The organism is Shimia sp. W99 (assembly GCF_053851455.3).
In genome coordinates, this window is record NZ_JBSQBU020000001.1 from 403,547 (window position 1) to 429,827 (window position 26,281).

General features: G+C 59.9%; 27 protein-coding genes. 23 read left to right on the top strand and 4 right to left on the bottom strand.

What is annotated here, in order from left to right; all coding sequences use genetic code 11:
- The first annotated feature begins 133 nt into the window (after positions 1-133).
- The 23 genes from ACS3QZ_RS01905 to ACS3QZ_RS02015 all read left to right on the top strand — a co-directional run bounded on the left by ACS3QZ_RS01905 (position 134) and on the right by ACS3QZ_RS02015 (position 21,276).
- A complete protein-coding gene (locus tag ACS3QZ_RS01905) occupies positions 134-499 on the top strand; it encodes an NADH-quinone oxidoreductase subunit A (RefSeq protein ID WP_456036320.1) in 366 nt (121 codons plus the stop codon).
- Positions 490-1,023 carry a NuoB/complex I 20 kDa subunit family protein gene (locus ACS3QZ_RS01910; protein ID WP_278247135.1) on the top strand — a complete coding sequence of 178 codons (534 nt, stop codon included), beginning with the start codon at positions 490-492 and terminating at the stop codon, positions 1,021-1,023. Before ACS3QZ_RS01905 ends, ACS3QZ_RS01910 begins: the two co-directional genes overlap by 10 nt.
- Positions 1,020-1,625 carry an NADH-quinone oxidoreductase subunit C gene (locus tag ACS3QZ_RS01915; protein ID WP_456036321.1) on the top strand — a complete coding sequence of 202 codons (606 nt, stop codon included), beginning with the start codon at positions 1,020-1,022 and terminating at the stop codon, positions 1,623-1,625. Before ACS3QZ_RS01910 ends, ACS3QZ_RS01915 begins: the two co-directional genes overlap by 4 nt.
- Positions 1,625-2,848, top strand: a complete 1,224-nt coding sequence (locus ACS3QZ_RS01920; RefSeq protein ID WP_093093327.1) for an NADH-quinone oxidoreductase subunit D — start codon at positions 1,625-1,627, stop codon at positions 2,846-2,848. Before ACS3QZ_RS01915 ends, ACS3QZ_RS01920 begins: the two co-directional genes overlap by 1 nt.
- Complete coding sequence (locus ACS3QZ_RS01925; protein ID WP_456036322.1) at positions 2,848-4,062, top strand: NADH-quinone oxidoreductase subunit E; 1,215 nt, start codon at positions 2,848-2,850, stop codon at positions 4,060-4,062. The genes ACS3QZ_RS01920 and ACS3QZ_RS01925 overlap by 1 nt, the downstream gene beginning before the upstream one ends.
- A gap of 3 nt (positions 4,063-4,065) precedes the next feature.
- Positions 4,066-4,293: a DUF5337 domain-containing protein gene (locus ACS3QZ_RS01930; protein WP_456036323.1), complete on the top strand. Its 228-nt coding sequence runs from the start codon at positions 4,066-4,068 to the stop codon at positions 4,291-4,293.
- A 4-nt stretch (positions 4,294-4,297) separates the two neighbouring features.
- Positions 4,298-5,593: an NADH-quinone oxidoreductase subunit NuoF gene (nuoF, locus tag ACS3QZ_RS01935; protein ID WP_456036324.1), complete on the top strand. Its 1,296-nt coding sequence runs from the start codon at positions 4,298-4,300 to the stop codon at positions 5,591-5,593.
- Between the two features lie 4 nt (positions 5,594-5,597).
- On the top strand, positions 5,598-5,963 hold the full coding sequence (locus tag ACS3QZ_RS01940) for a hypothetical protein (protein WP_456036325.1): 366 nt from the start codon (positions 5,598-5,600) through the stop codon (positions 5,961-5,963).
- Positions 5,964-6,066: 103 nt separating this feature from the next.
- A complete protein-coding gene (locus ACS3QZ_RS01945) occupies positions 6,067-6,477 on the top strand; it encodes a DUF5333 domain-containing protein (protein ID WP_456036326.1) in 411 nt (136 codons plus the stop codon).
- Positions 6,478-6,480: 3 nt separating this feature from the next.
- The gene (nuoG, locus tag ACS3QZ_RS01950) at positions 6,481-8,493 is read left to right on the top strand and encodes an NADH-quinone oxidoreductase subunit NuoG (RefSeq protein WP_456036327.1); all 2,013 of its coding nucleotides are present in this window, start codon (positions 6,481-6,483) and stop codon (positions 8,491-8,493) included.
- A gap of 8 nt (positions 8,494-8,501) precedes the next feature.
- The gene (locus ACS3QZ_RS01955) at positions 8,502-8,918 is read left to right on the top strand and encodes a YNQ4 family lipoprotein (RefSeq protein ID WP_456036328.1); all 417 of its coding nucleotides are present in this window, start codon (positions 8,502-8,504) and stop codon (positions 8,916-8,918) included.
- A 6-nt stretch (positions 8,919-8,924) separates the two neighbouring features.
- Positions 8,925-9,965, top strand: coding sequence for an NADH-quinone oxidoreductase subunit NuoH (gene nuoH / locus ACS3QZ_RS01960; protein WP_093092934.1), 1,041 nt, complete (start codon positions 8,925-8,927; stop codon positions 9,963-9,965).
- Between the two features lies 1 nt (position 9,966).
- Positions 9,967-10,461 (top strand): NADH-quinone oxidoreductase subunit NuoI, encoded by a 495-nt coding sequence (gene nuoI / locus ACS3QZ_RS01965; RefSeq protein ID WP_456036329.1) that lies wholly within the window; start codon positions 9,967-9,969, stop codon positions 10,459-10,461.
- Entirely contained in the window at positions 10,458-10,865 is a 408-nt protein-coding gene (locus ACS3QZ_RS01970) for a carboxymuconolactone decarboxylase family protein (protein WP_093092930.1), read from the top strand. The genes nuoI and ACS3QZ_RS01970 overlap by 4 nt, the downstream gene beginning before the upstream one ends.
- Positions 10,862-11,470 carry an NADH-quinone oxidoreductase subunit J gene (locus ACS3QZ_RS01975; RefSeq protein ID WP_093092928.1) on the top strand — a complete coding sequence of 203 codons (609 nt, stop codon included), beginning with the start codon at positions 10,862-10,864 and terminating at the stop codon, positions 11,468-11,470. The genes ACS3QZ_RS01970 and ACS3QZ_RS01975 overlap by 4 nt, the downstream gene beginning before the upstream one ends.
- Before the next feature lie 125 nt (positions 11,471-11,595).
- Positions 11,596-11,901, top strand: coding sequence for an NADH-quinone oxidoreductase subunit NuoK (nuoK, locus tag ACS3QZ_RS01980; RefSeq protein WP_093092926.1), 306 nt, complete (start codon positions 11,596-11,598; stop codon positions 11,899-11,901).
- Positions 11,902-11,907: 6 nt separating this feature from the next.
- Positions 11,908-14,025, top strand: a complete 2,118-nt coding sequence (gene nuoL, locus ACS3QZ_RS01985; RefSeq protein WP_456036330.1) for an NADH-quinone oxidoreductase subunit L — start codon at positions 11,908-11,910, stop codon at positions 14,023-14,025.
- Positions 14,025-15,569: an NADH-quinone oxidoreductase subunit M gene (locus ACS3QZ_RS01990; RefSeq protein ID WP_456036331.1), complete on the top strand. Its 1,545-nt coding sequence runs from the start codon at positions 14,025-14,027 to the stop codon at positions 15,567-15,569. Before nuoL ends, ACS3QZ_RS01990 begins: the two co-directional genes overlap by 1 nt.
- Positions 15,570-15,583: 14 nt before the next feature.
- The gene (nuoN, locus tag ACS3QZ_RS01995; protein ID WP_456036332.1) at positions 15,584-17,023 is read left to right on the top strand and encodes an NADH-quinone oxidoreductase subunit NuoN; all 1,440 of its coding nucleotides are present in this window, start codon (positions 15,584-15,586) and stop codon (positions 17,021-17,023) included.
- 100 nt (positions 17,024-17,123) lie between these two features.
- The gene (locus ACS3QZ_RS02000; RefSeq protein WP_456036333.1) at positions 17,124-17,882 is read left to right on the top strand and encodes a biotin--[acetyl-CoA-carboxylase] ligase; all 759 of its coding nucleotides are present in this window, start codon (positions 17,124-17,126) and stop codon (positions 17,880-17,882) included.
- Between the two features lie 20 nt (positions 17,883-17,902).
- Complete coding sequence (locus ACS3QZ_RS02005; RefSeq protein WP_093092916.1) at positions 17,903-18,679, top strand: type III pantothenate kinase; 777 nt, start codon at positions 17,903-17,905, stop codon at positions 18,677-18,679.
- Positions 18,676-20,343: a ribonuclease J gene (locus ACS3QZ_RS02010; RefSeq protein WP_456036334.1), complete on the top strand. Its 1,668-nt coding sequence runs from the start codon at positions 18,676-18,678 to the stop codon at positions 20,341-20,343. Before ACS3QZ_RS02005 ends, ACS3QZ_RS02010 begins: the two co-directional genes overlap by 4 nt.
- Positions 20,344-20,406: 63 nt before the next feature.
- Positions 20,407-21,276: a HalD/BesD family halogenase gene (locus ACS3QZ_RS02015; RefSeq protein WP_456036335.1), complete on the top strand. Its 870-nt coding sequence runs from the start codon at positions 20,407-20,409 to the stop codon at positions 21,274-21,276.
- A 37-nt stretch (positions 21,277-21,313) separates the two neighbouring features.
- On the opposite strand, the gene ACS3QZ_RS02020 is transcribed toward ACS3QZ_RS02015, so the two are convergent.
- The 4 genes from ACS3QZ_RS02020 to ACS3QZ_RS02035 form a co-directional block, all read right to left on the bottom strand.
- Positions 21,314-22,723 (bottom strand): DEAD/DEAH box helicase, encoded by a 1,410-nt coding sequence (locus ACS3QZ_RS02020; RefSeq protein WP_456036336.1) that lies wholly within the window; start codon positions 22,721-22,723, stop codon positions 21,314-21,316.
- Between the two features lie 175 nt (positions 22,724-22,898).
- The gene (locus ACS3QZ_RS02025) at positions 22,899-23,858 is read right to left on the bottom strand and encodes a glycosyltransferase family 2 protein (protein ID WP_456036337.1); all 960 of its coding nucleotides are present in this window, start codon (positions 23,856-23,858) and stop codon (positions 22,899-22,901) included.
- On the bottom strand, positions 23,855-24,610 hold the full coding sequence (locus ACS3QZ_RS02030) for a hypothetical protein (RefSeq protein WP_456036338.1): 756 nt from the start codon (positions 24,608-24,610) through the stop codon (positions 23,855-23,857). The genes ACS3QZ_RS02025 and ACS3QZ_RS02030 overlap by 4 nt, the downstream gene beginning before the upstream one ends.
- 47 nt (positions 24,611-24,657) lie before the next feature.
- Positions 24,658-26,265: a peptide chain release factor 3 gene (locus ACS3QZ_RS02035; protein WP_456036339.1), complete on the bottom strand. Its 1,608-nt coding sequence runs from the start codon at positions 26,263-26,265 to the stop codon at positions 24,658-24,660.
- Between the last annotated feature and the right edge of the window lie 16 nt (positions 26,266-26,281).

Here is a 26,281-nt window from a genome sequence, read left to right on the forward strand (position 1 = left end):
AAAAACTTGTTGAAATCAGAAAACTGAATGTGTTTTCGGTCGGTTGACCCCGCCATGGGGCAGGGGTAAACCCCGCTTAGTCTGTACAGCCAGCTGACTGCACGTGATTTTCGTGCATGAAAGGAGCTACCCCGTGGAAGAGATGCTCAGGGAATACTTCCCAATTATCGTCTTCTTGGCCGTTGCCATCGCGCTCGGTCTTGTCTTCATCCTCGCAGCCGTCGTTCTTGCCGTTCGTAATCCCGACCCTGAGAAGGTGAGTGCTTACGAGTGCGGTTTCAATGCCTTCGACGACGCGCGCATGAAATTTGACGTGAGGTTCTACCTCGTGTCGATCCTGTTCATCATTTTCGACCTGGAAATCGCGATGCTGTTTCCCTGGGCCGTGGCGTTCAAGGACGTCTCCATGGTCGGCTTCTGGTCGATGATGGTTTTCCTCGCAGTGCTGACCATCGGCTTTGCGTATGAATGGAAGAAAGGGGCCCTCGAATGGGAGTGATGACCGGAGCCAATACGGCCGGCGCCGATCGTGAGGTTGCCACCCAGGCGCTGAATGCCGAGTTGCAGGACAAAGGTTTCCTGCTGACCACGGCGGAAGACCTGATCAACTGGGGCCGCACGGGCAGCTTGCACTGGATGACCTTTGGTCTCGCCTGCTGCGCTGTCGAGATGATCCATACCTCGATGCCGCGCTATGACCTTGAGCGTTTCGGCACTGCGCCGCGAGCCTCTCCGCGTCAGTCGGACGTGATGATCGTGGCCGGAACGCTGACCAACAAGATGGCCCCGGCGCTTCGCAAGGTTTACGACCAGATGCCCGAGCCGCGTTATGTGATCTCGATGGGCTCCTGCGCCAACGGTGGCGGTTATTACCACTACTCCTACAGCGTCGTGCGTGGCTGTGACCGGATCGTGCCGGTGGACATCTATGTGCCGGGCTGCCCGCCGACTGCCGAAGCTCTGATGTATGGCATCATGCAGCTGCAACGCAAAATCCGCCGCACGGGGACGATTGAGAGATGAGCGAAGCACTGAACGAACTGGGCGTCCATATCGAGCTGAAGCGCCCCGACTGCGTGCTGGGCTGGGATGTCAGCTTTGGCGAGTTGAACGTGGACGTGGCCCCGGCAAACATTGCCGGGTTCGTCGAGTTTCTGAAGGCCGATCCGAACTGCAAGTTCGCCACGCTGGTCGATATCACCGCGCTGGACTTTCCGGACCGTCCCAAGCGGTTCACCGTGGTCTATCACCTGCTGTCCATGACACAGAACGCGCGCGTTCGTTTGCGCGTGGCTGTGCGCGAAGACGAGATGGTGCCGACGATCACCGAGATCCACCCCTGCGCCAACTGGCCGGAACGTGAGACATTTGACATGTTCGGGATCATCTTCAGCGATCACCCGGACCTGCGCCGTCTGCTGACCGATTACGGTTTCCGTGGACATCCGCTGCGCAAGGACTTCCCGACGACCGGCTATACCGAAGTGCGTTACGACGAAGTGCAAAAGCGCGTTGTCTATGAACCGGTACAGCTGCCGCAGGATTACCGCCAGTTTGACTTTATGTCCCCATGGGAAGGCGCGGAATACATCCTTCCGGGTGACGAGAAAGAGGGGGCGAAATGATGGACGGCTCCAAGTTTGACGATGGCAGCACCGACGCGCTGGCCGGCGAACAGAAAATCCGCAACTTCAACATCAACTTCGGGCCTCAGCACCCGGCGGCGCACGGCGTGCTGCGTCTTGTGCTGGAGCTGGACGGCGAGATCGTAGAGCGCTGCGACCCGCATGTCGGCCTGCTGCATCGCGGCACCGAAAAGTTGATGGAAAGCCGCACCTACCTGCAGAACCTGCCGTATCTCGACCGCCTCGATTACGTGGCGCCGATGAACCAGGAACATGCGTATTGCCTTGCGATTGAAAAGCTGACCGGTGTGGAAGTGCCGCGCCGTGGGCAGCTGATCCGCGTGCTTTACAGCGAGATCGGCCGTGTCCTGAACCACCTGATGAACGTATGTTCGCAGGCGATGGACGTCGGCGCGCTGACCCCGAACCTCTGGGGCTTTGAAGAGCGCGAAAAGCTGATGATCTTCTACGAGCGTGCCTGTGGCGCGCGTCTGCATGCCAACTATTTCCGCCCCGGCGGCGTGCATCAGGACCTGCCCGATGCGTTGCTCGACGATATCGAGGAATGGGCGCTTGGGTTCCCGCAGGTTCTGGATGACATCGAGACCCTGCTGACCGAGAACCGCGTGTTCAAGCAGCGGAACGTGGATATCGCGATTGTCGATGCCGATACCGCTCTGGAACATGGCTATTCCGGCGTGATGCTGCGCTCGGCGGGCATGGCATGGGACCTGCGTCGTGCGCAGCCCTATGAGTGCTATGACGAGTTCGAGTTCAAGATCCCGGTTGGCAAGAATGGCGACTGCTATGACCGCTACCTGATGCGTCTGGCCGAGATGCGCGAGTCGACCTCGATCATCCGTCAGGCCATTGTGAAGCTGCGCGAAGCCACCGGCGACGTGATGGCACGGGGCAAGATCACTCCGCCCAAGCGTGGTGACATGAAAACCTCGATGGAAGCGCTGATCCACCACTTCAAGCTTTACACCGAAGGGTTCCACGTGCCGGAAGGCGAGGTCTATGCCGCCGTGGAAGCGCCCAAGGGTGAGTTTGGCGTCTATATCATGGGCGATGGCACCAACCGTCCGTATCGCTGCAAGATGCGCGCGCCGGGCTATATGCACCTGCAATCGCTGGATCACATCACCTGCGGCCACCAGCTGGCCGACGTCGCCGCCATCATCGGCACGATCGACATCGTGTTTGGGGAGATTGACCGCTAATGCTGCGCCGTCTGTATCACGAACAACCCGAAAGCTTTGCTTTTTCGCCGGCCAACCAGGCCTGGGCCGAAGGGCAGATCACCAAGTATCCCGAAGGCCGTCAGGCCAGCGCCGTGATCCCGCTTCTGTGGCGGGCACAGGAGCAGGAAGGCTGGCTGAGCAAGCCGGCGCTGGAATATGTCGCGGACATGCTGGGCATGGCCTATATCCGCGTTTTGGAAGTGGCGTCGTTCTACTTCATGTTCCAGCTGCAACCCGTCGGGTCGGTGGCGCATATCCAGATCTGCGGGACGCTGTCCTGCATGATCTGCGGCGCGGAAGACCTGATCGCGGTCTGCAAGGAAAAGATCGCCGAGAAGCCCCACACGCTGAGCGCCGATGGCAAGTTCAGCTGGGAAGAGGTCGAGTGCCTTGGGGCCTGCACCAACGCGCCGATGGCGCAGATCGGCAAGGATTATTACGAGGACATGACCGCCGAGAGCTTTGCACAGCTTCTGGACGACATGGCCGCAGGCAAGGTGCCGACGCCGGGTCCGCTGAATGGGCGTTACGCGTCTGAACCGCTCTCGGGTCTGACCAGCCTCAAGGAATATGACAGTGGGCGCACGCAGTACAATGCGAGCGCGCAGCTGGCGACCGACATTGGCGACACGATCAAGCGGATCGACGGGACCGAAGTGCCGCTGCGCACCCCTTGGGTGGGTGAAGATGGCACTGTTGCAGGGCGTGCGGCGGCGGCAAACCCGCCCGCAGAAGCGCCTGCGCCGAAACCGGCGGTGAAACAGGCCGAAGAGGCGAAAAAGGCCAAGAAGGCCGAAGCCGCACCTGAAAAAGCCGCTGAAGCCCCGATCAAGCCGTCCAAGGAATTGGCCGGTCAGAAGGAACTGGCCGAGAAGAAGGGCGAGTGGAAGTACGAAGGCAAGTCGGAAGACGCGCCTGCGGCTGCCCCTGCTGCTTCGGAAGGCCCGGATGACCTGAAACAGCTCAAGGGCGTTGGCCCGGCGCTGGAGAAGAAACTGCACGAAGCGGGTGTGACCACCTTTGCCCAGATCGCAGCATGGAACGCGGATGATATTGCCGAGATGGACGACAAGCTGTCGTTCAAGGGCCGCATCGAGCGCGATGGCTGGGTCGAACAGGCCAAGACGCTGGCTGCGGGTGGAGACACCGAGTTTTCGAAACGCGTCGCCAAGGGTGACGTCTACGAGGACTAAGACATGACCACGGGGCACGATGATCAGCAACAGGCACGCAAGGGACGCATGGTGTCCCTTGTCATCGCCGGGACCATGCTGATCTGGCTGGCGGCCCAGTGGATCGGAAAAATGGCAGGGTTGCCGGGGCGTTACGCGCTTTTGTTCGACTTTGCCGCAATCGCCGCGCTGATCTGGGCGCTGGTGAACATCTATCAGATCTGGCGCGCGCGTCAGGCAAGCAAAGGGTAACGGGATGCTCAAAGATCAGGACCGTATCTTTACCAACCTCTACGGCATGCATGACCGTACGCTCAAAGGTGCGCAGGCGCGCGGCCATTGGGACGGCACGGCCGAGATCATCCAGCGCGGGCGGGATACCATCATCGACCAGATGAAGGCTTCGGGTCTGCGTGGTCGTGGCGGCGCGGGCTTCCCGACGGGTCTCAAGTGGTCGTTCATGCCCAAGGAAAGCGACGGTCGTCCGGCCTACCTTGTGATCAACGCCGACGAATCCGAGCCGGGCACATGTAAAGACCGTGAAATCATGCGCCACGATCCGCATACGCTGATCGAAGGGGCGCTGATCGCGTCTTTCGCCATGGGGGCGCATACGTCCTATATCTACATCCGCGGCGAATACATCCGCGAGCGCGAAGCGCTGCAGAACGCCATCGACGAAGCCTATGACGCGGGCCTGCTGGGCAAGAACGCCGCTGGCTCGGGCTGGGATTTCGACCTGTTCCTGCATCACGGGGCAGGGGCCTATATCTGTGGGGAAGAAACCGCGCTTCTGGAAAGCCTTGAAGGCAAGAAGGGCATGCCGCGCATGAAGCCGCCGTTCCCGGCGGGGGCGGGTCTTTATGGCTGCCCGACCACCGTGAACAACGTGGAATCGATTGCTGTTGTGCCGACCATCCTGCGCCGTGGGCCGGAATGGTTCGCGGGCTTTGGCCGCCCCAACAACGCGGGCACCAAAATTTTTGGCATCTCGGGCCACGTCAACAACCCCTGCGTTGTCGAAGAAGAGATGTCGATCAGCTTTGAAGAACTGATCGAGAAGCATTGCGGCGGGATCCGCGGCGGCTGGGACAACCTTCTGGCCGTGATCCCCGGCGGCTCGTCCGTGCCTTGTGTGCGTGGCGAGAACATGCGCGACGCGGTGATGGACTTTGACGCGCTGCGCGAGGTCGGCTCGTCGCTTGGGACCGCCGCCGTGATCGTCATGGACAAGAGCGTAGACCCGATCAAGGCGATCTGGCGTCTTTCCAAGTTCTACAAGCACGAAAGCTGTGGCCAGTGTACGCCGTGCCGTGAAGGTACCGGCTGGATGATGCGGGTGATGGATCGTCTTGTGAAGGGCGAGGCGGAGTTCGAAGAGATCGACATGCTGTTTGATGTAACCAAGCAGGTCGAGGGCCACACGATCTGTGCACTTGGCGACGCAGCGGCCTGGCCGATCCAGGGCCTGATCCGCAACTTCCGTGAAGAGATCGAAGACCGCATCAAGGCCCAGAAAACGGGCCGCATGGGCGCGATGGCGGCGGAGTAAGAACATGTCGGTCGCCTCTTCTTCCTTTGCCAAATCGACCGCGCGCGGCGGTGTCGTGCTGTTGCTCGGCGCAGCGTTGGCGCTGTCGGCTTGTGGCAAGCGGAAAGAGGACAAGATCTCGTTCAACGGCAAGTATTTTGCGTCCAAGGCCGAAAAAGTTTCCAAGGAAGAGCGTGACCACTTCATTGTCGAAGTGCGCCGCGCGTTTCAGGATATCGCCGCAGCCAAGGAAGCGGGCCGTTACGAGGCAATCCGGTATTGCATCAAGGAATACGGGACGTCGAAGATGGACTGGGTGATTGGCCCGGATTCCGAGAATATCGTGCCCGCCGACGACATGATCACGCTTGAGGGGTATTGCCGGCCATGACCCCCTTGCGCGCATATCGTGGGTGTTATTGCCTATCAGGGGCTCGAATCCCCTTTTGGACCAGCGCAGACATTTTGTCTGCCTGTCTGAAAGGAGAGACGTCATGACCCGATTTGCAACCGCCATCGTGATCGCAACTGCCATTGCAACCAGCGCGGGCTTTGCCTCTGCCAAACCGCCGCTGCGCGAAGTGCGCGAGATCGACGACAAGATCTATTACGGACTGGTTGCCTATGTTCTGGCTGAAGAATGCGACAGCCTGTCGGCCCGCAAGCTGAAGGGGATCAATGATCTCTGGACGCTGGGACGGCGTGCGCGTGAGCTGGGCTACAGCGACGAAGAAATCAAGGCCTACATCCGCTCGAAAGACGAGAAAGCGCGCATGCGTGCGCGTGGGGATGCCTGGCTGAAGTCAAAGGGCGTCTCTCTGGACGACCAAGAAGCAGTCTGTGCGCTGGGGCGTGCAGAAATCGAACGAAACAGCGCGATCGGCGTGTATTTGAGGGCGAACTAAGTCATGTCTGACCTACGCAAGATCATCATCGACGAGACCGAGGTGGAAGTGGACGGCGCAATGACGCTGATCCAGGCCTGTGAAGAGGCCGGCGTGGAAATTCCGCGTTTCTGCTACCACGAACGTCTCTCGATTGCGGGCAACTGCCGCATGTGTCTGGTCGAGGTTGTGGGCGGTCCGCCCAAACCCGCCGCATCCTGCGCCATGCAGGTGCGCGACCTGCGTCCCGGCCCGGAAGGCCAGCCGCCGGTGGTCAAGACCAACTCGCCCATGGTGAAGAAGGCCCGCGAAGGTGTGATGGAGTTCATGCTCATCAACCACCCACTGGATTGCCCGATCTGTGACCAGGGCGGCGAGTGTGATCTTCAGGACCAGGCCATGGCCTATGGCATCTCTGACACGCGGTTCAAGGAAGCCAAGCGCGCTGTGGACGACCTGAACCTTGGTCCGCTTGTGTCGACCACGATGACCCGCTGCATCAGCTGTACGCGTTGTGTGCGTTTCACCACCGAAGTTGCCGGGATCACCCAGATGGGCCAGACCGGCCGGGGTGAAGATGCGGAAATCACCAGCTATCTGAACCAGACACTGGACAGCAACCTGCAGGGCAATATCATCGACCTGTGCCCGGTGGGCGCGCTGACGTCGAAACCCTACGCCTTTACCGCACGTCCGTGGGAACTGACCAAGACCGAGTCCATCGACGTGATGGACGCGCTTGGCAGCAACATCCGCGTGGACACGAAGGGCCGTGAAGTGATGCGCATTCTGCCGCGTAACCATGATGGCGTGAACGAAGAGTGGATTTCGGACAAGACGCGCTTTGTCTGGGATGGCCTGCGTCGCCAGCGTCTGGACAAGCCTTACGTGCGTGTCGATGGCAAGCTGAAGCCGGCAACCTGGGGCGAGGCTCTGGCCGCCGCTGCAGGCGCAATGAAGGGCAAGAAGGTTGCCGCGCTGGTCGGGGATCTGGCCCCGGTCGAGGCGGTCTTTGCCCTGAAGCAGATCGTTGACGGTCTCGAAGGCAACATCGAGTGCCGCACCAATGGCGCGGTTCTGCCGGCTGGCAATCGGTCAGCTTATGTTGGCAACGCTTCCATCGAAGATATTGATACTGCGAAAAAAATCTACCTTGTCGGGTCCAACCCGCGGGTCGAGGCGCCGGTTCTGAACGCGCGGATTCGCAAGGCCTGGACCAAGGGCGCCAAAGTGACTGTTTTTGGCACCAAGGGCATGGACCTGACCTATGATTACTCCTATGCCGGGCCGGGTCGGATGCCGCTGAACAAGCTGGTGGCCGAAGCCGTCGCGCAGGACGATGCGATTGTCATCGTCGGGCAGGGCGCGATCTGTGAAGGCGACGGCATAGCGGTTCTGGGGCAGGCGATGGCGCTGACCGAGAAACTGGGTGGCAAGATGCTGGTGTTGCACACCGCAGCGAGCCGTGTTGGAGCGATGGACGTTGGCGCCGTTACCGAAGGTGGCTTGGACGTGGCGCTGGAAGGTGCGGAAGTCGTCTACAACCTCGGCGCGGACGAGATCGAGATCGGCGAAGGTGCCTTTGTGATCTATCAGGGCAGCCATGGTGATCGCGGCGCACACCGTGCGGACGTGATCCTGCCAGCCGCCGCATACACCGAAGAAAACGGTCTGTTCGTGAACACCGAAGGCCGTCCGCAACTGGCGATGCGCGCCGGGTTTGCGCCGGGCGAGGCCAAGGAAAACTGGGCCATCATGCGTGCGCTGAGCGCGGAACTTGATGCGACGCTGTCCTACGACACGCTCGCCCAGTTGCGGCAGGCGCTTGTTGCAGAGGTTCCGCATCTCGCGCAGATCGACCAGGTGCGCGACAATGGCTGGGAGCCGCTGGAGGTCAAGGAACTTGGCAAGGGTGCGTTCAAGGTGGCGATCAGCGATTTCTACCTGAGCAACCCGATCGCCCGCGCATCGGAGCTGATGGCGGAATTGTCGGCAAACGCCAAGGCGCGCGCCGAGCAGAAGATCGCGGCGGAGTAAGACACCAGATGAACCCCCGCGTCCTCATCCCGATGATCTGCCTGGCGGCCAGCGCCGGGCTGTCGGCCTGCGCCAAGCCGCAGGACGGGCGCGTGTCGCGGGACGAGGTGGTGTTTGAACCGGTTTACCAGGGGGTGGACACCCGCCTTCTGGAAGGCGACCTGGTCAATTTTCACGTGTCGATGACCGGCGCGCGGGATGATCAGGACGTTCACGAATATGCGGAATGCGCCGCTGCCCAGTATGCGCTGATCCGCGGTTTTGGTTTTGCGCGGCATGTGCGCACAACTGTTGATTTTCAGGGTGGTGTCTGGCGGGGGGATGCGGTTTACACCATCTCGCCAGCCCTGCCGCGTGGACTCAGGACGATTGACGCAGAAGTCATTGTTTCGAGCTGCGAAGATAACGGAATACCCACGGTGTGAGGACCCATGACTGAATTCTTTACCACCACCTATCTCGGGATTTTCCTGCTCACACTGGGGCAGGTGCTTTTGGTCGTCGTGCCGCTGCTGGTGGCGCTGGCCTTCCTGCTTTATGCCGACCGCAAGATCTGGGCCGCTGTTCAGCTGCGCCGGGGTCCCAACGTTGTGGGCACCTTCGGCCTGTTGCAGTCCTTTGCGGACTTCATCAAGTACATCGTGAAGGAAATCGTCTATCCGGCGGGGGCGGACAAGGTTGTCTTCCTGCTGGCGCCGATGATCAGCCTTGTCATGGCGGTGATCGCCTGGGCGGTGATCCCTTTCAATGACGGCTGGGTCGTTTCGGATATCAACGTTGCCATTCTCTATGTCTTCGCGGTGTCCTCGCTCGAAGTTTACGGCGTGATCATGGGCGGCTGGGCGTCCAACTCGAAATACCCGTTCCTCGGCTCGCTACGCTCTGCCGCGCAGATGATTTCCTACGAGGTGTCGATCGGTCTGATCATCATCGGCATCATCATCTCCACCGGCTCGATGAACTTTGGGGACATTGTGCGGGCACAAGATGGGGCCTATGGCATCTTCTCCTGGTACTGGTTGCCGCATTTCCCGATGCTGTTCCTGTTCCTGATCTCGGCCATGGCGGAAACCAACCGCCCGCCGTTCGACCTTCCCGAAGCGGAATCCGAACTCGTCGCGGGCTATCAGGTGGAATACAGCTCGACCCCGTTCCTGCTGTTCATGATCGGCGAATACGTGGCCATCGTTCTGATGTGTGCGCTGGTATCGGTTCTGTTCCTTGGCGGTTGGCTGTCGCCCATTCCGGGCCTGCCGGACGGTATCGTCTGGATGCTCGCCAAGATCTGCCTCGTGTTCTTCGTGTTCTCGATGGTCAAGGCAATCGCACCGCGCTACCGCTATGACCAGCTGATGCGCATTGGCTGGAAAGTGTTCCTGCCCATGTCGCTGATCTGGGTTGTGCTGGTCGCGTTCTTCGCAAAATTCGAACTCTTCGGCGGTGCCTATGCCCGCTGGGCAATCGGAGGCTGATATGACGGCAATCGACTATAAACGTGCCGCTGGCTTTTTCCTGCTGAAAGACTTCATCCTGGGGTTCAAGCTGGGCATGAAGTACTTCTTCAAGCCCAAGGCCACGATTAACTATCCGCACGAAAAAGGCCCGCTGAGCCCGCGTTTCCGTGGCGAACATGCGCTGCGCCGCTATCCCAACGGGGAAGAGCGTTGCATCGCTTGTAAGCTGTGCGAAGCGATCTGTCCGGCGCAGGCGATCACCATCGACGCGGAGCCCCGCGAAGACGGTAGCCGCCGCACCACGCGCTATGACATCGACATGACCAAGTGCATCTATTGCGGATTCTGCCAGGAAGCCTGCCCGGTGGACGCAATTGTCGAAGGCCCGAATTTCGAATTCGCCACCGAGACCCGCGAAGAGCTTTTCTATGACAAGGCAAAGCTGCTTGACAACGGGGAACGCTGGGAAGCCGAGATCGCCCGCAACCTCGAACTGGACGCGCCGTACCGATGACCGACGCAAAGAACCCATTCGAAGCGATGTTTGCGCAATATCAGGAAATGGCCAAGGCCATGAATCCTGCGCTGGAATCGTTCACCCCGAAAGGGTTCGAGGCGCTTTGGCCGACCATGCCCAAGGACGTCATGGAGATGTTCTTTGGCAACACGATCAACAAGGACGGGCTTGATGCCAAGACCCGTCTTCTGCTGACGCTGGGGGCGCTCACCGTTCTGGGTGCCCAGGCCGACGCACAAATCCGCCTCACGGTCCGGCATCTGCTGGAAGCGGGGGCAACGAAACAGGAAATCGTCGAGACCATCGGCCAGATGTCGATGTTCGCCGGCATTCCCGCTAGCACCCGCGCCATGGAATTGGCGCAGGATGTTCTGGCGGATAAAGAGGGAAGTGACACATGACCGTCGCGGCAATTGCATTTTACCTGTTTGCGATCTGCGTGATTGCTGGCGGGCTTTTCACCGTCATCAGCCGGAACCCGGTGCATTCGGTGCTCTGGCTCATTCTTGCATTCCTGAGCTCGGCGGGGCTTTTCGTGCTGCTGGGCGCGGAATTCGTCGCCATGCTCCTGATCATTGTCTACGTGGGGGCTGTCGCGGTGCTGTTCCTGTTCGTGGTGATGATGCTGGATGTCGATTTCGCCGAACTCAAGGGCAGCATGGCGCAATACATGCCGCTGGCCCTGCTGATCGGTGTAGTGCTGCTGATGCAGCTGGGCATGGTGTTCGGTGTCTGGGAAGCGTCGGAGCAGGCCGAGGCGCTGCGTGCCGCCGTCACCCCGACGGACGTGCAGAACACCGCCGCGCTTGGTGTGATCATCTACGACCAATATTTCCTTCTGTTCCAACTGGCCGGTCTGATCCTGCTGGTCGCCATGATCGGCGCCATCGTTCTGACCCTGCGCCACCGCAAGGACATCAAGCGCCAGAACGTGCTTGAGCAGATGTGGCGCGACCCCGCCAAGTCGATGGAACTGAAAGACATCAAACCGGGGCAGGGGCTCTGAGCCACTGTCCGACCCGGAGTTGATCCGGGGCCTGCGGAACGCCGCGGGACCATGACAACAAATAGTCCCGGAGCAAATCCGGGGCGTGAAAATGAAAGACGAACGGGGCAACCCTGAGGGACGACATGATTGGACTTGAACATTACCTGGGCGTGGCGGCGACGCTGTTCGTCATCGGCATATTCGGCCTCTTCCTGAACCGGAAGAACGTGATCATCCTGTTGATGTCGATCGAGCTGATCCTGCTCTCGGTCAACATCAACCTGGTGGCTTTCTCCAGCTTCCTTGGCGACCTTGTCGGGCAGGTGTTCACCCTGTTCGTGCTGACCGTTGCGGCGGCAGAGGCGGCCATCGGCCTGGCGATCCTGGTCTCGTTCTTCCGCAACCGCGGCACGATCGCGGTCGAAGACGTCAACGTGATGAAAGGCTAAGCGACCATGGAAAAGATCATCCTATTCGCGCCGCTTCTCGGCAGCCTGATCGGCGGCTTCGGCTGGCGTATCATTGGCGAGCGGGGCGCCCAGTGGGTCACGACCGGCCTGTTGTTCCTGTCCTGCTTCCTGAGCTGGGTCGTGTTCCTTGGGCTGGGCAGCGAAACCCAGCACATCCACATTCTTGATTTCATTCAATCCGGCACGCTGGACACGGCATGGTCGATCCGGCTGGACCGTCTGACCGCGATCATGCTGATCGTTGTCACAACGGTGTCGGCATTGGTGCACCTCTATTCGTTCGGCTACATGGCCCATGACGAGCATTGGGGTGAGGGCGAGAACTACAAGGCACGCTTCTTTGCCTACCTGTCGTTCTTTACCTTTGCCATGTTGATGCTGGTCACGTCGGACAACCTTGTGCAGATGTTCTTTGGCTGGGAAGGCGTGGGCGTTGCCTCGTACCTGCTGATCGGTTTCTACTACAAGAAACCTTCGGCCAACGCGGCCGCGATCAAGGCCTTCGTTGTCAACCGTGTGGGTGACTTCGGCTTTGCGCTTGGCATCTTCGGCCTGTTCTTCCTGACCGACAGCATCAATTTCGACGACATTTTTGCTGCGGCCCCGGCTCTGGCCGACACGCAACTGCATTTCCTGTGGACCGAATGGAACGCGGCGAACCTTCTGGCCTTCCTGCTGTTCATCGGTGCGATGGGTAAGTCGGCGCAGCTCTTCCTGCACACCTGGTTGCCGGACGCGATGGAAGGCCCGACACCGGTGTCCGCGCTGATCCACGCCGCGACCATGGTGACCGCGGGTGTGTTCCTTGTCTGCCGCATGTCGCCGCTGATGGAATACGCACCCGAGGCCACGGCGTTCATCACCTTCCTTGGAGCCTCGACCGCCTTTGTCGCCGCCACCATCGGCCTGGTGCAGAACGACATCAAACGCGTGATCGCCTATTCGACCATGTCCCAGCTCGGCTACATGTTCGTGGCGGCCGGTGTGGGGGTCTATTCGGCTGCCATGTTCCACCTTTTCACGCACGCCTTCTTCAAAGCGATGCTGTTCCTTGGCGCCGGTTCGGTGATCCATGCGATGCATCACGAGCAGGACATGCGCAACTATGGCGGCCTGCGCAAGAAGATCCCCTATACCTACTGGGCGATGATGATCGGCACGCTGGCCATCACCGGTGTCGGCATTCCGCTGACCACGATTGGGTTCGCCGGGTTCCTTTCGAAAGACGCGATCATCGAGAGCGCCTATGCAGGCACCGCGGGCGGCTATGCCTTCTGGATGCTGGTCGTGGCGGCGCTGTTCACCAGTTTCTACAGCTGGCGCCTGATGTTCCTCACCTTCTTCGGCGAGGCGCGTGGCAACAAGCATACGCATGACCATGCACATGAAAGCCCGAAAGTCATGTTGATCCCGCTGGGTGTTCTGGCGATGGGATCGATCTTTGCGGGGATGATCTGGTACGGGTCGTTCTTCGGCAAGCACGAGCAGGTCAATGCCTTCTTTGGCATCCCGGATCATCACGTGTCCGCAGACGCGGCGCATGGCGATGAACAAGCCAAGGCAGACGATCACGCAGCGTCCGACGATCACGCCAAGGCAGATGATCACGCCAAGGCGGATGACCACGAGGTTGCAAGCCATGGCGAGGCGCCGAAGGGGGCGATCTTCATGGCGCCGGACAACCACGTCATGGACGAGGCGCACCACGCCCCGAAATGGGTCAAGGTCAGCCCCTTCGTGGCCATGGTTATTGGCCTGATCGTGGCGATGTGGTTCTACATCTGGAACCCGACCATGCCCGCGAAAACGGCGGCCAGCCAGCGTCCGCTCTACCTGTTCCTGCTGAACAAGTGGTACTTTGACGAAATCTACGACTTCCTGTTCGTGCGCCCCGCCTTTGCCATCGGTCGTTTCCTGTGGAAGCGCGGCGACGGCAATGTCATTGACGGGTCGATCAACGGTGTGGCGATGGGCTTTATTCCCTGGGTCACGCGTCTCGCGGGTCGTGCGCAGTCCGGTTACATCTTCACATACGCCTTTGCCATGGTGATCGGCATCGTTGCCCTCATCACCTGGATGACGCTCAGCGGAGGAGCGCACTAATGAACGATAGCCTGCTCTCTCTCGTTACCTTTATCCCTGCGCTGGCAGCGGCGATCCTCGCCATCTTCCTGCGCGGGGAAGAGGCCGCGGCGCAGCGCAACGCCAAATGGGTGGCGCTGGTTGCGACGGTGATCACCTTCCTGGTGTCGCTGTTCGTCCTGGCCGGGTTCGATCCCTCTGACACCGGTATGCAGTTCGTCGAAGAACGCGACTGGCTGATGGGGCTGAAATACAAGCTGGGCGTGGACGGTATCTCGATCCTCTTCGTCATGCTGACGACGTTCATGATGCCGCTGGTGATCTGGTCGTCGTGGGATGTGAACACCCGCGTCAAGGAATACATGATTGCGTTCCTGCTTCTGGAAACGCTGATGCTTGGCGTGTTCATGGCGCTGGATCTCGTGCTGTTCTACCTGTTCTTCGAAGCGGGTCTGATCCCGATGTTCCTGATCATCGGTATCTGGGGTGGCAAGGAGCGCATCTACGCCTCGTTCAAGTTCTTCCTCTATACCTTCCTCGGCTCGGTGCTGATGCTGGTTGCGATGGTAGGCATGTATGTCGACGCGGGGACCACGGACATTCCGACCCTGATGAACCACACGTTCGCTTCCGAGACGCTGAATGTTCTGGGCTTCCAGGTGATCGGTGGTCTTCAGACGCTGATGTTCCTCGCCTTCTTTGCCAGCTTCGCGGTGAAGATGCCGATGTGGCCGGTGCACACCTGGTTGCCGGATGCCCACGTGCAGGCGCCGACCGCAGGTTCGGTTGTTCTGGCGGCGATCCTATTGAAGATGGGGGGCTACGGCTTCCTCCGCTTCAGCCTGCCGATGTTCCCGATCGGCGCGGAAATCCTGACGCCGCTGGTTCTCTGGATGTCGGCCATCGCAATTGTCTACACCTCGCTGGTGGCCCTTGTTCAGGAAGACATGAAGAAGCTGATCGCCTATTCGTCGGTGGCGCATATGGGCTATGTGACCATGGGTATCTTTGCTGCGAACCAGCAGGGTATCGACGGCGCGATTTTCCAGATGCTGAGCCACGGTTTCATCTCGGGCGCGCTCTTCCTCTGCGTTGGCGTGATCTATGACCGGATGCACACCCGCGAGATTGACGCCTATGGTGGCCTCGTGAACCGGATGCCGGCCTATGCGCTGATCTTCATGTTCTTCACCATGGCCAATGTCGGCCTGCCGGGGACCTCGGGCTTTATCGGCGAATTCCTCGTGCTGATGGGCATCTTCCAGGTCAACACCTGGGTGGCGCTGGTCGCGGCATCGGGTGTGATTTTCTCGGCGGCCTATGCGCTGTGGCTGTATCGCCGCGTCGTGTTCGGCGACCTGATCAAGGAAAGCCTGAAGACGATCAAGGACATGACCGCCCGCGAGAAATGGATCTTTGCACCGCTGGTGGCAATGACCCTGATCCTCGGCGTCTATCCGGCGCTGGTGACAGACATCATCGGACCCTCGGTCGAGAACCTGATTTCCAACTATGAAACCGCTCTGGCCCATGCCCCCACGGGCAACCAGATGGCATCGCACTAAGGAGAGCTTGAGACATGATCCAGGCTGATCTGAATATCATCCTTCCGGAGATCCTGCTGGCGGTTTATGCCATGTTGGCTCTGGTCTTTGCGGTCTACACCGGCAAGGACAAGCTTGCGCCGATGCTGACCTGGCTGACAGCGGTTGTCTTTGTGCTGGTGGGCGCGTGGATCGGTATGACCGGTTCGGGTGAAAATATCGCCTTCAACGGCATGTTCCACGATGACGGCTTCTCGCGTTTTGCCAAGGTAGCGATCCTGTTCTCGGCCGCCGCCGTTCTGGTGATGGGGCAGGACTACATGTCGCGTCGCGGCATGCTGCGGTTCGAATATCCGATGCTGATCACGCTGGCCGCAGTCGGCATGATGGTGATGGTTTCGGCAGGCGACCTGATGGCTCTTTACATGGGGCTGGAACTGCAGTCGCTGGCGCTCTACGTAGTTGCGTCGTTGCGCCGTGACAGTGTGAAATCGACCGAAGCGGGTATGAAATACTTCGTGCTGGGCGCGCTGAGCTCGGGCCTTCTGCTTTATGGTTCGTCGCTGGTTTACGGTTTTGCCGGGACCACCAACTTTGCCGGTGTCATCGAGGCCGCGGGACATGATCATACGCCGCTGGGGCTACTCTTTGGTCTGACTTTCGTCACCGCTGGTCTGGCATTCAAAGTGTCAGCAGTGCCGTTCCACATGTGGACGCCTGACGTGTACGAAGGGTCGCCCACTCCTGTGACAGCTTTTTTTGCCACCGCGCCGAAAATCGCCGCGATGGGTCTTTTGGCCCGCGTGCTGCACGACGCCTTTGGCGGTGTGGTCGGAGACTGGCAGCAGATCATCGCGCTTCTGTCGGTGTTGTCCATGTTCCTTGGCGCCGTGGCTGCGATCGGGCAGCGCAATATCAAGCGCCTGATGGCCTATTCGTCGATCGCGCATATGGGTTATGCGCTGATGGGTCTTGCCGCCGGCACCGCCTTTGGCGTGCAGGCGATGCTGGTCTACATGGCGATCTACGTGACCATGAATATCGGGACGTTTGCCTTTATCCTGTCCATGGAAAAGGACGGACAACCGGTGACAGACATCACCGCGCTGAACATGTATGCCAAGCGCGAACCGGCCAAGGCTCTGGCCATGCTGGTTCTGCTGTTCTCGCTGGCCGGTGTGCCGCCGCTGGTGGGTTTCTTTGGTAAGTTCTATGTGTTGAAAGCCGCTTACGAAGCCGGGTTGGCATGGCTTGCGGTGCTTGGTGTGGTCGCATCGGTTATCGGCGCGTTCTATTATCTGCGGATCGTGTACTTCATGTATTTCGGCGAAGAAGGCGAAGCGCTCGACAAGGGGCGCAGCTCGGTACAGTACGTGTTCCTGATGGTCTCTGCCGCCGTGATGCTGCTGGGGGTCGTGAACCTTTTCGGGATCGAAGGTGTTGCACAGGCCGCCTCGGTTGCGCTGGTCAACTGACCTTGCGATTGACCGCTCTCTGATCAAATTGAGACGCGCCCCCAGTGGGGCGCGTCGCTTTGTTTTTTAGCGCCTCCGGCGCGGGAGTATTTGGGGCAAAATGGAGACTGGGAACTGGCCCGAAGGATATGGGCGGCGTGTTCTGGCCGAAGTGGACAGCACCAATGCCGAAGCCGCGCGGATTGCGCCGGAGCTGAGAGGGCCGGAGTGGATATTGGGATTGCGCCAGACCCAAGGGCGGGGGCGTCGGGGGCGCCCCTGGGCCGATCCCGTGGGCAATTTCGCGGCGACGCTGGTTCTGCAGCCGGGGGAGGCGCCGGAGCGGGTGGCGCTGCGTTCGTTTATTGCCTCGCTGGCGCTTTATGACGCCTTTGCCGCGGCAGCCGAGACCGAGACGCCCTTTGCGCTCAAGTGGCCCAATGATGTTTTGCTGAATGGGGGCAAGGTTGCCGGGATTCTTCTGGAAACGGCTGGCATGGCCGGGGGCGCGGTCAACCACGTTGCAATCGGAATTGGTGTGAACCTGAAACACGCCCCCGCGATTGGCGAGGTCGAGGCCGGGGCCACGCGACCCGTGTCGCTTCTATCTGAGACCGGCACCGAGATCACACCGGAGGCGTTTCTGGACCTGGTCGCGGCGGCCTTTGCCCGCTATGAGACGCAGTTCCGCACCTTTGGGTTTGAACCGATCCGCACGGCATGGCTGGCGCGTGCAGCGCGTCTGGGCGAAGTGATCACCGCGCGTACGTCGCGTGAGGAAACGACGGGCGTTTTTGAAACGGTGGACTCGTCGGGCAATCTGGTGTTGAACACCGCAGAAGGGCGTGTCGCCATCCCGGCGGCGGAAATCTACTTTTAGGCAGCAGGGGAACGCGCGCGATGCTTCTGGCGATTGACTGCGGAAACACGAACACGGTTTTTTCGATCTGGGACGGGGAGAAGTTTCTCTGCACGCTGAGGACGTCGACACATCATGCACGTACGGCGGATGCCTATTTCACGTGGTTCTCGACATTGATCAAGCATTACGGGATCGAAACGGACATCACCGATGTCATCATCTCGTCCACCGTGCCGCGCGTGGTGTTCAACCTTCGCGTCTTTGCGGACCGCTTTTTCAACTGTAGACCGCTTGTTGTTGGACGCCCGGAATGTGCATTGCCGACTGAGCCGCGGGTTGATGAGGGAACCATTGTCGGTCCGGACCGGCTCGTCAACACGGCGGGGGCCTTCGAACGCCATGGTGGTGATCTGATCGTGGTGGATTTCGGAACGGCGACCACGTTTGACGTGGTCTCGGCGGATGGGGCTTATATCGGGGGCGTGATTGCGCCCGGGGTGAACCTGAGCCTTGAGGCGCTGCACAATGCCGCCGCCGCGCTGCCGCATGTCGATATCGCCAAACCGCAGTCGGTGATCGGGACCAACACGGTGGCCTGCATCCAGTCGGGGATCTTCTGGGGTTATGTCGGGCTGGTGCGGGAGATCTGTGACCGGATCAAGGCAGAACGGGAGCGGCCGATGAAGATCATCGCCACGGGCGGGTTGGCACCGTTGTTCCAGCAATCGGTCGAGCTTTTCGACAGTTTCGAAGACGACCTGACCATGCACGGCCTTACGGTCATTCACAACTATAACAAGGAAATTGCCGCGTGAGCAGTGAACGACTGATCTATCTGCCCCTTGGCGGGGCAGGTGAAATTGGCATGAATGCCTATGTGTATGGCTATGGGCCCGCGGACGCCGAGCGCCTGATCCTGGTGGATCTTGGGGTCACGTTTTCGGACATGGATGGTAGCCCCGGGGTTGATCTGATCTTTCCGGATGTCAGGTGGTTGCAGGAAAACAAGGATCGGCTTGAGGCGGTGTTCATCACCCATGGGCATGAAGATCACATTGGCGCCGTCGGGCATTACTGGGAAAAACTGGGCGTGCCGGTCTATGCGCGCGCTTTCACGGCCAACCTTGCGCGTCACAAGATGGCCGATCGCGGGCAGCCGGAAGAGGCGGTTCGCACGGTGTCGGCATGGCCCGAGATGACAGAGGCTGGCCCGTTTCGGGTTGGGTTCCTGCCGATCAGCCATTCGATCCCCGAGAGTGCGGGGCTTGTCATTGACAGCCCGGCGGGACGGGTGATCCATTCGGGGGACTTCAAGCTCGACGAGACGCCGGTGGTGGGCGAACCCTTTGATCCCGACTTGTGGGCCGATGTGTCCAAGGGGGGCGTCAAGGCGCTGATCTGTGACTCGACCAACGTGTTTTCCGACCATCCCGGGCGGTCAGAGGCCAGCGTCGGCCCCGAGATCGAGGCGCTGGTTTCGGCGGCGCCGAACATGGTGGTGGCAACGACCTTTGCGTCAAACGTGGCGCGTGTAAAGACCTTGGCCGAGGCCGGTGAGCGCGCCGGGCGGTCGATCTGTCTCATGGGGCGCGCGATGCGGCGGATGATCGAAGCGGCCATTACAACGGGCGTTTTGCAGAATTTTCCGAAGGTGATCAGCCCGGAAGACGCGGCAACGGTGCCGCGCGAAAACCTGATGCTGCTGGTGACAGGATCGCAGGGCGAGCGGCGGGCGGCCAGCGCACAATTGGCGCAGGGCAAGTACAACGGCATCACCCTGAAAGAGGGCGATCTGTTCCTATTCAGCTCGAAGACCATTCCGGGCAATGAGCGGGGCGTCATTCGTATCATCAACCAATTCTCGGAAATGGGAGTGGACGTGGTGGATGATAGCACCGGGAAGTATCATGTGTCCGGCCACGCCAATCGCCCTGATCTCAAGCGGCTGCATGATATCGTGAACCCGGAAATGGTCATTCCCAATCACGGCGAACATCGTCATTTGCGCGAACACGCTAAGTTGGCAGCGGACGGGGGGCGAGCCTCGATCGTGGCGGTCAATGGCACCATGCTGGATCTGAGCGGATCGGCTCCGTCGATCGCGGGCTTTGTCGAAACCGGGCGGACCTATCTGGATGGTGCGGTGCAGATCGGGGCGCTGGACGGGATCGTGCGGGACCGGATTCGCATGGCGCTGAACGGGCATGTGGTTGTGACGGTTATCCTGGATGAGGATGACGAACCGCTGGGTGAAGCGTGGTGCGAATTGAAGGGCTTGCCCGAGATGGGACGCTCAGATGCGCCGCTTTTGGATGTGCTTGAGGAGGATCTGACCCAGTTCCTCGGACGCGCCAAGGCCAAGACGCTGGGCGATGATGACAAGCTTGAAGGGGAGCTGCGTCGGATCGCGCGCAATACGTGTCGGGATGAGATCGGCAAGAAACCGGAAGTAACGGTGATCGTCAGCCGCCTGAGCTAAGTCGGTTCGCGACCTTGTCGATGTCGGTTCCTTGTTAGAACCGGGGTCGGCAAGGGGGGCTAATTGGGGCATGGATCGGAGGATGCCCCTTTGCCGCATGTCGCCAATGACCTGATCAATCTCGACCGCTATCCCATTCATGAGGACGGTTCGGCGCGCGATGCGCTTTTGGAGCGTGTGCGTTACGATCTTGCAAAAGACGGCTGTGCCGTGATTAAGGGATTTCTGCGACCTGAGGCGATTGGGCCCTTGGTGAGGGAAGCGGACTCTGTCGCGCATCGTGGGCACCGCAGTTTCAGCCGGACCAATCCGTATTTCACCGCGGATGATCCGACATTGCCCATTGATGACCCGCGCAGGCAGTTCTTTGACCGGTCAAACAGCTTCATTGCCGCAGATTGTTTTGACCGCGATGGACCGCTGCGCCGCATTCACGACAGTGATGGTTTTGATGCGTTCATTCAGGCTTGCCTGCAGGAAACGGCGTTCTTTCGCTATGCCGACCCGCTGGCGGATGTCATCGTAAATATGGCCGAAGAAGGCAACGGGTTCCCCTGGCATTTTGATACGAACAATTTCACTGTGACGCTTGCCCTCCAGAACTCTGAAAGCGGTGGGGCTTTCGAATATGCGCCGGGTATTCGGGAGGAACATGAAAACTTTGAAGAAGTAAGCAAGGTGCTTGATGGCACATCTGACCAGGTGACGATTCTGGAACTGGAACCGGGTGACTTGCAACTGTTTCGGGGACGTTACTCATTGCATCGAGTGGCCCCGCTCAAAGGGAAACGGCGACGCTACGTGGCGATTTTCTCGTACGTTGAAAAGCCCGATATGGTCGGCGCCCCGGAGCGCACGCGGCAACTGTATGGACGGGTCTTGCCTGTGCATCTGGAGCGCGCCGGTCTGCGCGGTGATACGCTTTTGGATTAGGGAGACGTTCGGGCGAAACTGCCCGAACGCATTCTATTCAGCCCGCGTAACGCTCTTCAAAGCTGAGTGCGATGAACGAGGGCATGTGATCTCCCATGCCGACAACGTTGTCGTCGCGATCCCTTCCCGAGCGCCCGCGCGAGCGGCCCCGGCTGCTGGACTTGTCCGAGCGATCACGACTTGGCTTTTCGCTTTCCGCCTTGGGAGCTGGCTGTGCCTTGTGGGGCTGATCTGCCTCTGCCTGTTCCTTTTCAGGGACAGGCTTGTCGCTCTTGCGGCGCGATTTGCGTTCCTCGGGTTTGGCAGGGTTCTCAACGCGCGGAATTTCCTTTTGGATCAGCGCTTCTACGGCGTCGAAAGCCTTTTCATCGCGCGGCGTGCAAATGGTGAATGCCTTGCCTTCGCGCCCGGCGCGCCCAGTGCGGCCAATGCGGTGCACGTAATCTTCGGCGTGGCCGGGAACGTCGAAATTGAACACATGGCTGACGCTGGGAACGTCAAGGCCGCGTGCGGCAACGTCCGAGGCGACGAGGATACGCAGTTCGCCGTTGCGGAAAGAATCCAATGTGCGGGTCCGCTGCGACTGGTCCAGATCACCATGGATCGGAGCAGCGTCATAGCCGTATTTCTTGAGCGATTTCGCGGTGATATCCACATCCGTCTTGCGGTTGCAGAAGATGATCGCGTTGGTGCAGGCATCGCCTTCCATGTCGATCAGACCCCGCAGGACCCGGCGTTTTTCGCTGCCTTCACGGTCGCGGCGGGAGGCTTTGAACATCACCACGCCCTGTTCGATGGTCTCCGAGGCAGTGGCTTGGCGGGCGACTTCGATCCGCGCAGGGGCGGAGAGGAAAGTGTTGGTGATCCGCTCGATTTCCGGCGCCATCGTGGCCGAGAAGAACAGGGTCTGGCGGGTGAATGGCGTCAGCGAGAAGATACGTTCGATATCGGGGATGAAGCCCATGTCGAGCATCCGGTCGGCTTCGTCCACGACCATGACCTGAACGCCGGTCAACAGAAGTTTGCCGCGTTCGAAATGGTCCAGCAGACGCCCCGGCGTAGCAATCAGAACATCGACACCCTTGTCGATCAGCGCGTCCTGTTCCTTGAAGCTGACCCCGCCGATAAGCAGCGCCTTGGTCAGTTTCAGATGCTTGGAATAGGTGTCGAAGTTTTCGGCCACCTGCGCAGCGAGTTCGCGCGTGGGGCAGAGCACGAGGCTGCGCGGCATGCGCGCGCGGGCACGTCCACGGGCCAGCAAAGACAGCATCGGCAGCGTGAAGCTTGCCGTTTTGCCGGTACCGGTCTGGGCGATGCCAAGAACGTCCTTGCCTTCGAGTGCGGGCGGAATGGCGCCTGCCTGAATGGGGGTGGGGGTTTCATAGCCCGCTTCGCTGATCGCTTTCAGCACCTTCGGGTTAAGGTTCAGGTCGGAAAATTTTGTCATGTGTATCCGTGATTTACGGACACGTCTCGGCCCGTAGCGGCTAGGATTGGATCAGGCCCGGATGGCCTCGCCTGGCAGAGCGTCAATGATCCACGCGCGTCTTCTATCCGACTGTTGGCAGTTGGTCAACAAAGCCGACATGGCTTGGGTAGGCTGTTGCTAATTGGGCAACAATTTATTCAAATTCGGGGAAATGTTTCTTTCTCTTGATCTCGGCGTCAAGGTGATAGACCCGCAACAGACTATTTTCACGCAGTTTTTGCAGGAGTTCCGGGCGGGCAAGGCAAACCTCGTCGAAGAATGCCCTGAGCGCGTCCTTGCCGCCGTCCTGTTGAAGGAAGGAAAACAATTCGTTGAGGGACAGTCCGCCAAGCTCGGGTTTGCGGGTGGGTTTGAGCTCGCTGCGGTAGGACCCTTTGCTCATACGGTAATCCATGATCTTCTGCCAGGCGTGCCAACTCGGAATGTGCCGGTGGCACAAGTCGATCCCAGCAAGCACCGTGCGCGGACCGATTTCCTGCTTGCCCTGCATGCCGCGGTGAATGCGGAAATCGAGATTTTCCAGCCCGGTGCGGATGAATATCTTGCCGACGACATGGCTGACGAAGCCGCTGCGGATATAGCCACCAAAATTGGGGTAGAGCTCTTTTTCAAGGGTAATGCGGCTTTCATCTCCGGGCATCCACGCCTTGCAATAGGTGGCGTCCGGGTCCAGCCCGGCAACCCCGTCCGTGGCCAGGGCTTCGGCGGGTCGGACGCGGGCGCAGACCATGTTTCTTGGCAGGGCGCCCAGAAGGGCGCCCACCGGGCGGTCGGTCGGGCAAAGGAACTCGTCCACGTCGATATGCGCCAACCAGTCCAGCCCGTGCGCCTGCCGGTAGGCGTGGCTGGCATTGACGGTCTGGCGTGGCTGATGGCGGGCGGGCTTCTTGATGTTCCGCGCTTTCCAGTAGTCGCCGTCTGTGCGTGTCACCGTTACCTTTGGGTGATCCTGCAAGGCCGCTTCGGCCGTGGGGTTCTGGTTGTCTAGGTAGACGAACAAGTGGTCCGCGCCCAGATCGAGGTGATAGGCGACAAAGTCCAAAATCTCGGAGGGGGGTGCCTTGATGGTCGAAACGATTCCCCAGCGGCTCATTTGCGGGCCATCTGCCGTTCGCGGCGTTCGCGCATGATCCGCAGACGTCGAAACACGCCGCCCTGTTCGCGGTTCAACTCTTCCAGTAGGTGACAGGCGAGGGGTCCGATCACGGGGTCCCCCTGTGCCTGCTCCCAGATCGGCGCAATAAGATTGATGTCCAAGCCCCCGGATTTCAAAGAAAAACTTTCCATATCCAGGGGCAGGCGAGCCTTGACGCGGCGCCCAAAGCCAAATGCGTCGTCCGGGGCTTTGCCGCTGAACGTGCGTTCGAACTCGTAGAGTTTCATCATGCCAAACAACATGCGCAGCGCGTGGCCAACTTCGCGCTGTGTGGGCGTGTCGCCATGATCGGCAAAGGTCTGTACCGAGGACACCAGCCAGCGCAGGTTCAACGCGCCGATCAGGTGGTCCGCTTCTTCCTTCCAGATGCGGCGGAACAGGGCCGGAGTATGTTCCGGGAAATCGCGCTTGCGCAGGTTCGAGATCAGGAGGCCGTTAAGATAGGCCAGTTCGGAATTGCCGATAAATTCGCGCGCGATGTCCCGACGCTTCCACACCCAGGACGTGCGCGGGTCGTCAGGATTCTTTTCGGATTTCGATTGCGGAACAATGGCCGATGTCAGGGCGGTCAGATCGCAATCAAGAGGGGGCAGGGATTCGGGGCCGAAGTTAAACGGATCGCGCCGCCCTTCGTAACGGTCGAGAAGGGCCGGCAGGCCGCCGGGATAGGTCAGGTCGTCATCCGTCATGGCGGCATGATTGCATGGGGCAAAACCCCATGCAATTGCAGATCGGATCAGACCATCATTTCCTTGGTGGCGGTCAGTTTGACCTCCGGATAGTCGCGTTCCACACGGTCGATGTCCCATTGCAAGCGCGTAAGGTAAACCACGTCGCCGTCATGGTCATAGCTGATGTGCTGTTTGTTGGAATTGGCAAACTTGTCAACGGCTTGTCTGTCGCCGCTCACCCACCGTGCGCTGGTGAACTGGCTTTGCTCAAAGCGCACGGGAAGGCCGTATTCAAGCTCGATCCGGCTGGCAAGAACCTCGAACTGCAACTGGCCGACGACGCCGACAATGAAACCCGAGCCGATCATCGGTTTGAAGACCTTGGCCGCGCCTTCCTCGGCAAATTGCATGAGCGCCTTTTCGAGGTGTTTGGCCTTCATTGGATCGCCCGCGCGGATGCCTTGCAGGAGTTCCGGCGCAAAAGAGGGAATGCCCGTCACGCGCAGCGCTTCGCCTTCGGTCAAAGTATCGCCGATACGCAGTTGCCCGTGGTTTGGAATGCCGATGATGTCCCCGGCCCAAGCCTCATCCGCCAATTCGCGGTCCGAGGCAAGGAACAGAACCGGGTTGGAAATCGCCATTGGTTTCTTGGTACGCACATGGGTCAGTTTCATGCCGCGCTTGAAATGGCCGGAGGCCATGCGCACGAACGCCACCCGGTCACGGTGCTTGGGATCCATGTTGGCCTGCACTTTGAAGACAAACCCGGAAACCTTTGTTTCTTCGGGTGAAATCTCGCGCGGTTGTGCGGTTTGTACCTGCGGCTCGGGGCCGTAATTGCCGATGCCCTGCATCAGTTCCTGAACCCCGAAAGAGTTGATAGCCGAGCCGAACCAAATCGGGGTCATGTGACCTTCGAGCACGGATTGCGGATCAAGCGCGGGCAGCAGTTCGCGGGCCATTTCGACCTCTTCCAGGAACTGCTCGAGCAGGTGCGCAGGGACATGCTCTGCCAGTTTGGGATCGTCCAGACCTTCAATCTGGATGGATTCGGCAACGACGTTCCGGTCGGCGCGGTCCATCAGCTCCAGACGGTCATTGAGAAGGTCATAACACCCCATGAATTCGCGTCCCATGCCGATCGGCCAACTTGCCGGGGTCACGTCGATTGCAAGGTTTTCCTGAATCTCGTCGATGATGTCGAATGTATCGCGGCTTTCCCGGTCCATCTTGTTACAGAAAGTCAGGATAGGAAGGTCGCGCAACCGGCAGACTTCAAACAGTTTTTGCGTCTGGCTTTCCACACCTTTGGCGCCGTCAATCACCATCACGGCGGCATCCACGGCCGTCAGCGTGCGATAGGTGTCCTCGGAGAAATCCGAGTGGCCCGGCGTGTCGACGAGGTTGAACCGATAGGGGCCAAAATCAAACGACATGGCCGAGGCCGAGACCGAGATACCGCGGTCCTGCTCCATCTTCATGAAGTCCGAGCGTGTGCGACGCGCTTCGCCCTTGGCGCGGACCTGTCCGGCCATCTGGATCGCGCCACCGTAAAGCAGGAACTTTTCGGTCAGCGTGGTCTTGCCGGCATCCGGGTGCGAGATGATCGCAAAGGTGCGGCGGCGCGCAATCTCGGGCGGCAATTCGGGGCGGTTTGTACGGTCATCCAACATGTGCGCGCGTATAGGT

What these genes read in the sequence shown, in the direction of transcription:
- nuoL (WP_456036330.1), top strand. Translation starts at nt 11,908, where the DNA reads ATGGAAAAGATCATCCTATTCGCGCCGCTTCTCGGCAGCCTGATCGGC.
- nuoH (WP_093092934.1), top strand. Translation starts at nt 8,925, where the DNA reads ATGACTGAATTCTTTACCACCACCTATCTCGGGATTTTCCTGCTCACA.
- ACS3QZ_RS01920 (WP_093093327.1), top strand. Translation starts at nt 1,625, where the DNA reads ATGGACGGCTCCAAGTTTGACGATGGCAGCACCGACGCGCTGGCCGGC.
- ACS3QZ_RS01945 (WP_456036326.1), top strand. Translation starts at nt 6,067, where the DNA reads ATGACCCGATTTGCAACCGCCATCGTGATCGCAACTGCCATTGCAACC.
- ACS3QZ_RS01955 (WP_456036328.1), top strand. Translation starts at nt 8,502, where the DNA reads ATGAACCCCCGCGTCCTCATCCCGATGATCTGCCTGGCGGCCAGCGCC.
- ACS3QZ_RS02020 (WP_456036336.1), bottom strand. Translation starts at nt 22,723, where the DNA reads ATGACAAAATTTTCCGACCTGAACCTTAACCCGAAGGTGCTGAAAGCG.
- nuoG (WP_456036327.1), top strand. Translation starts at nt 6,481, where the DNA reads ATGTCTGACCTACGCAAGATCATCATCGACGAGACCGAGGTGGAAGTG.
- ACS3QZ_RS02000 (WP_456036333.1), top strand. Translation starts at nt 17,124, where the DNA reads ATGGAGACTGGGAACTGGCCCGAAGGATATGGGCGGCGTGTTCTGGCC.
- ACS3QZ_RS01940 (WP_456036325.1), top strand. Translation starts at nt 5,598, where the DNA reads ATGTCGGTCGCCTCTTCTTCCTTTGCCAAATCGACCGCGCGCGGCGGT.
- ACS3QZ_RS01990 (WP_456036331.1), top strand. Translation starts at nt 14,025, where the DNA reads ATGAACGATAGCCTGCTCTCTCTCGTTACCTTTATCCCTGCGCTGGCA.
- ACS3QZ_RS01975 (WP_093092928.1), top strand. Translation starts at nt 10,862, where the DNA reads ATGACCGTCGCGGCAATTGCATTTTACCTGTTTGCGATCTGCGTGATT.
- ACS3QZ_RS01910 (WP_278247135.1), top strand. Translation starts at nt 490, where the DNA reads ATGGGAGTGATGACCGGAGCCAATACGGCCGGCGCCGATCGTGAGGTT.
- ACS3QZ_RS02005 (WP_093092916.1), top strand. Translation starts at nt 17,903, where the DNA reads ATGCTTCTGGCGATTGACTGCGGAAACACGAACACGGTTTTTTCGATC.
- ACS3QZ_RS02030 (WP_456036338.1), bottom strand. Translation starts at nt 24,610, where the DNA reads ATGACGGATGACGACCTGACCTATCCCGGCGGCCTGCCGGCCCTTCTC.
- ACS3QZ_RS01930 (WP_456036323.1), top strand. Translation starts at nt 4,066, where the DNA reads ATGACCACGGGGCACGATGATCAGCAACAGGCACGCAAGGGACGCATG.
- ACS3QZ_RS02025 (WP_456036337.1), bottom strand. Translation starts at nt 23,858, where the DNA reads ATGAGCCGCTGGGGAATCGTTTCGACCATCAAGGCACCCCCCTCCGAG.
- nuoN (WP_456036332.1), top strand. Translation starts at nt 15,584, where the DNA reads ATGATCCAGGCTGATCTGAATATCATCCTTCCGGAGATCCTGCTGGCG.
- ACS3QZ_RS01925 (WP_456036322.1), top strand. Translation starts at nt 2,848, where the DNA reads ATGCTGCGCCGTCTGTATCACGAACAACCCGAAAGCTTTGCTTTTTCG.
- ACS3QZ_RS01915 (WP_456036321.1), top strand. Translation starts at nt 1,020, where the DNA reads ATGAGCGAAGCACTGAACGAACTGGGCGTCCATATCGAGCTGAAGCGC.
- ACS3QZ_RS02035 (WP_456036339.1), bottom strand. Translation starts at nt 26,265, where the DNA reads ATGTTGGATGACCGTACAAACCGCCCCGAATTGCCGCCCGAGATTGCG.
- nuoI (WP_456036329.1), top strand. Translation starts at nt 9,967, where the DNA reads ATGACGGCAATCGACTATAAACGTGCCGCTGGCTTTTTCCTGCTGAAA.
- nuoF (WP_456036324.1), top strand. Translation starts at nt 4,298, where the DNA reads ATGCTCAAAGATCAGGACCGTATCTTTACCAACCTCTACGGCATGCAT.
- ACS3QZ_RS01970 (WP_093092930.1), top strand. Translation starts at nt 10,458, where the DNA reads ATGACCGACGCAAAGAACCCATTCGAAGCGATGTTTGCGCAATATCAG.
- nuoK (WP_093092926.1), top strand. Translation starts at nt 11,596, where the DNA reads ATGATTGGACTTGAACATTACCTGGGCGTGGCGGCGACGCTGTTCGTC.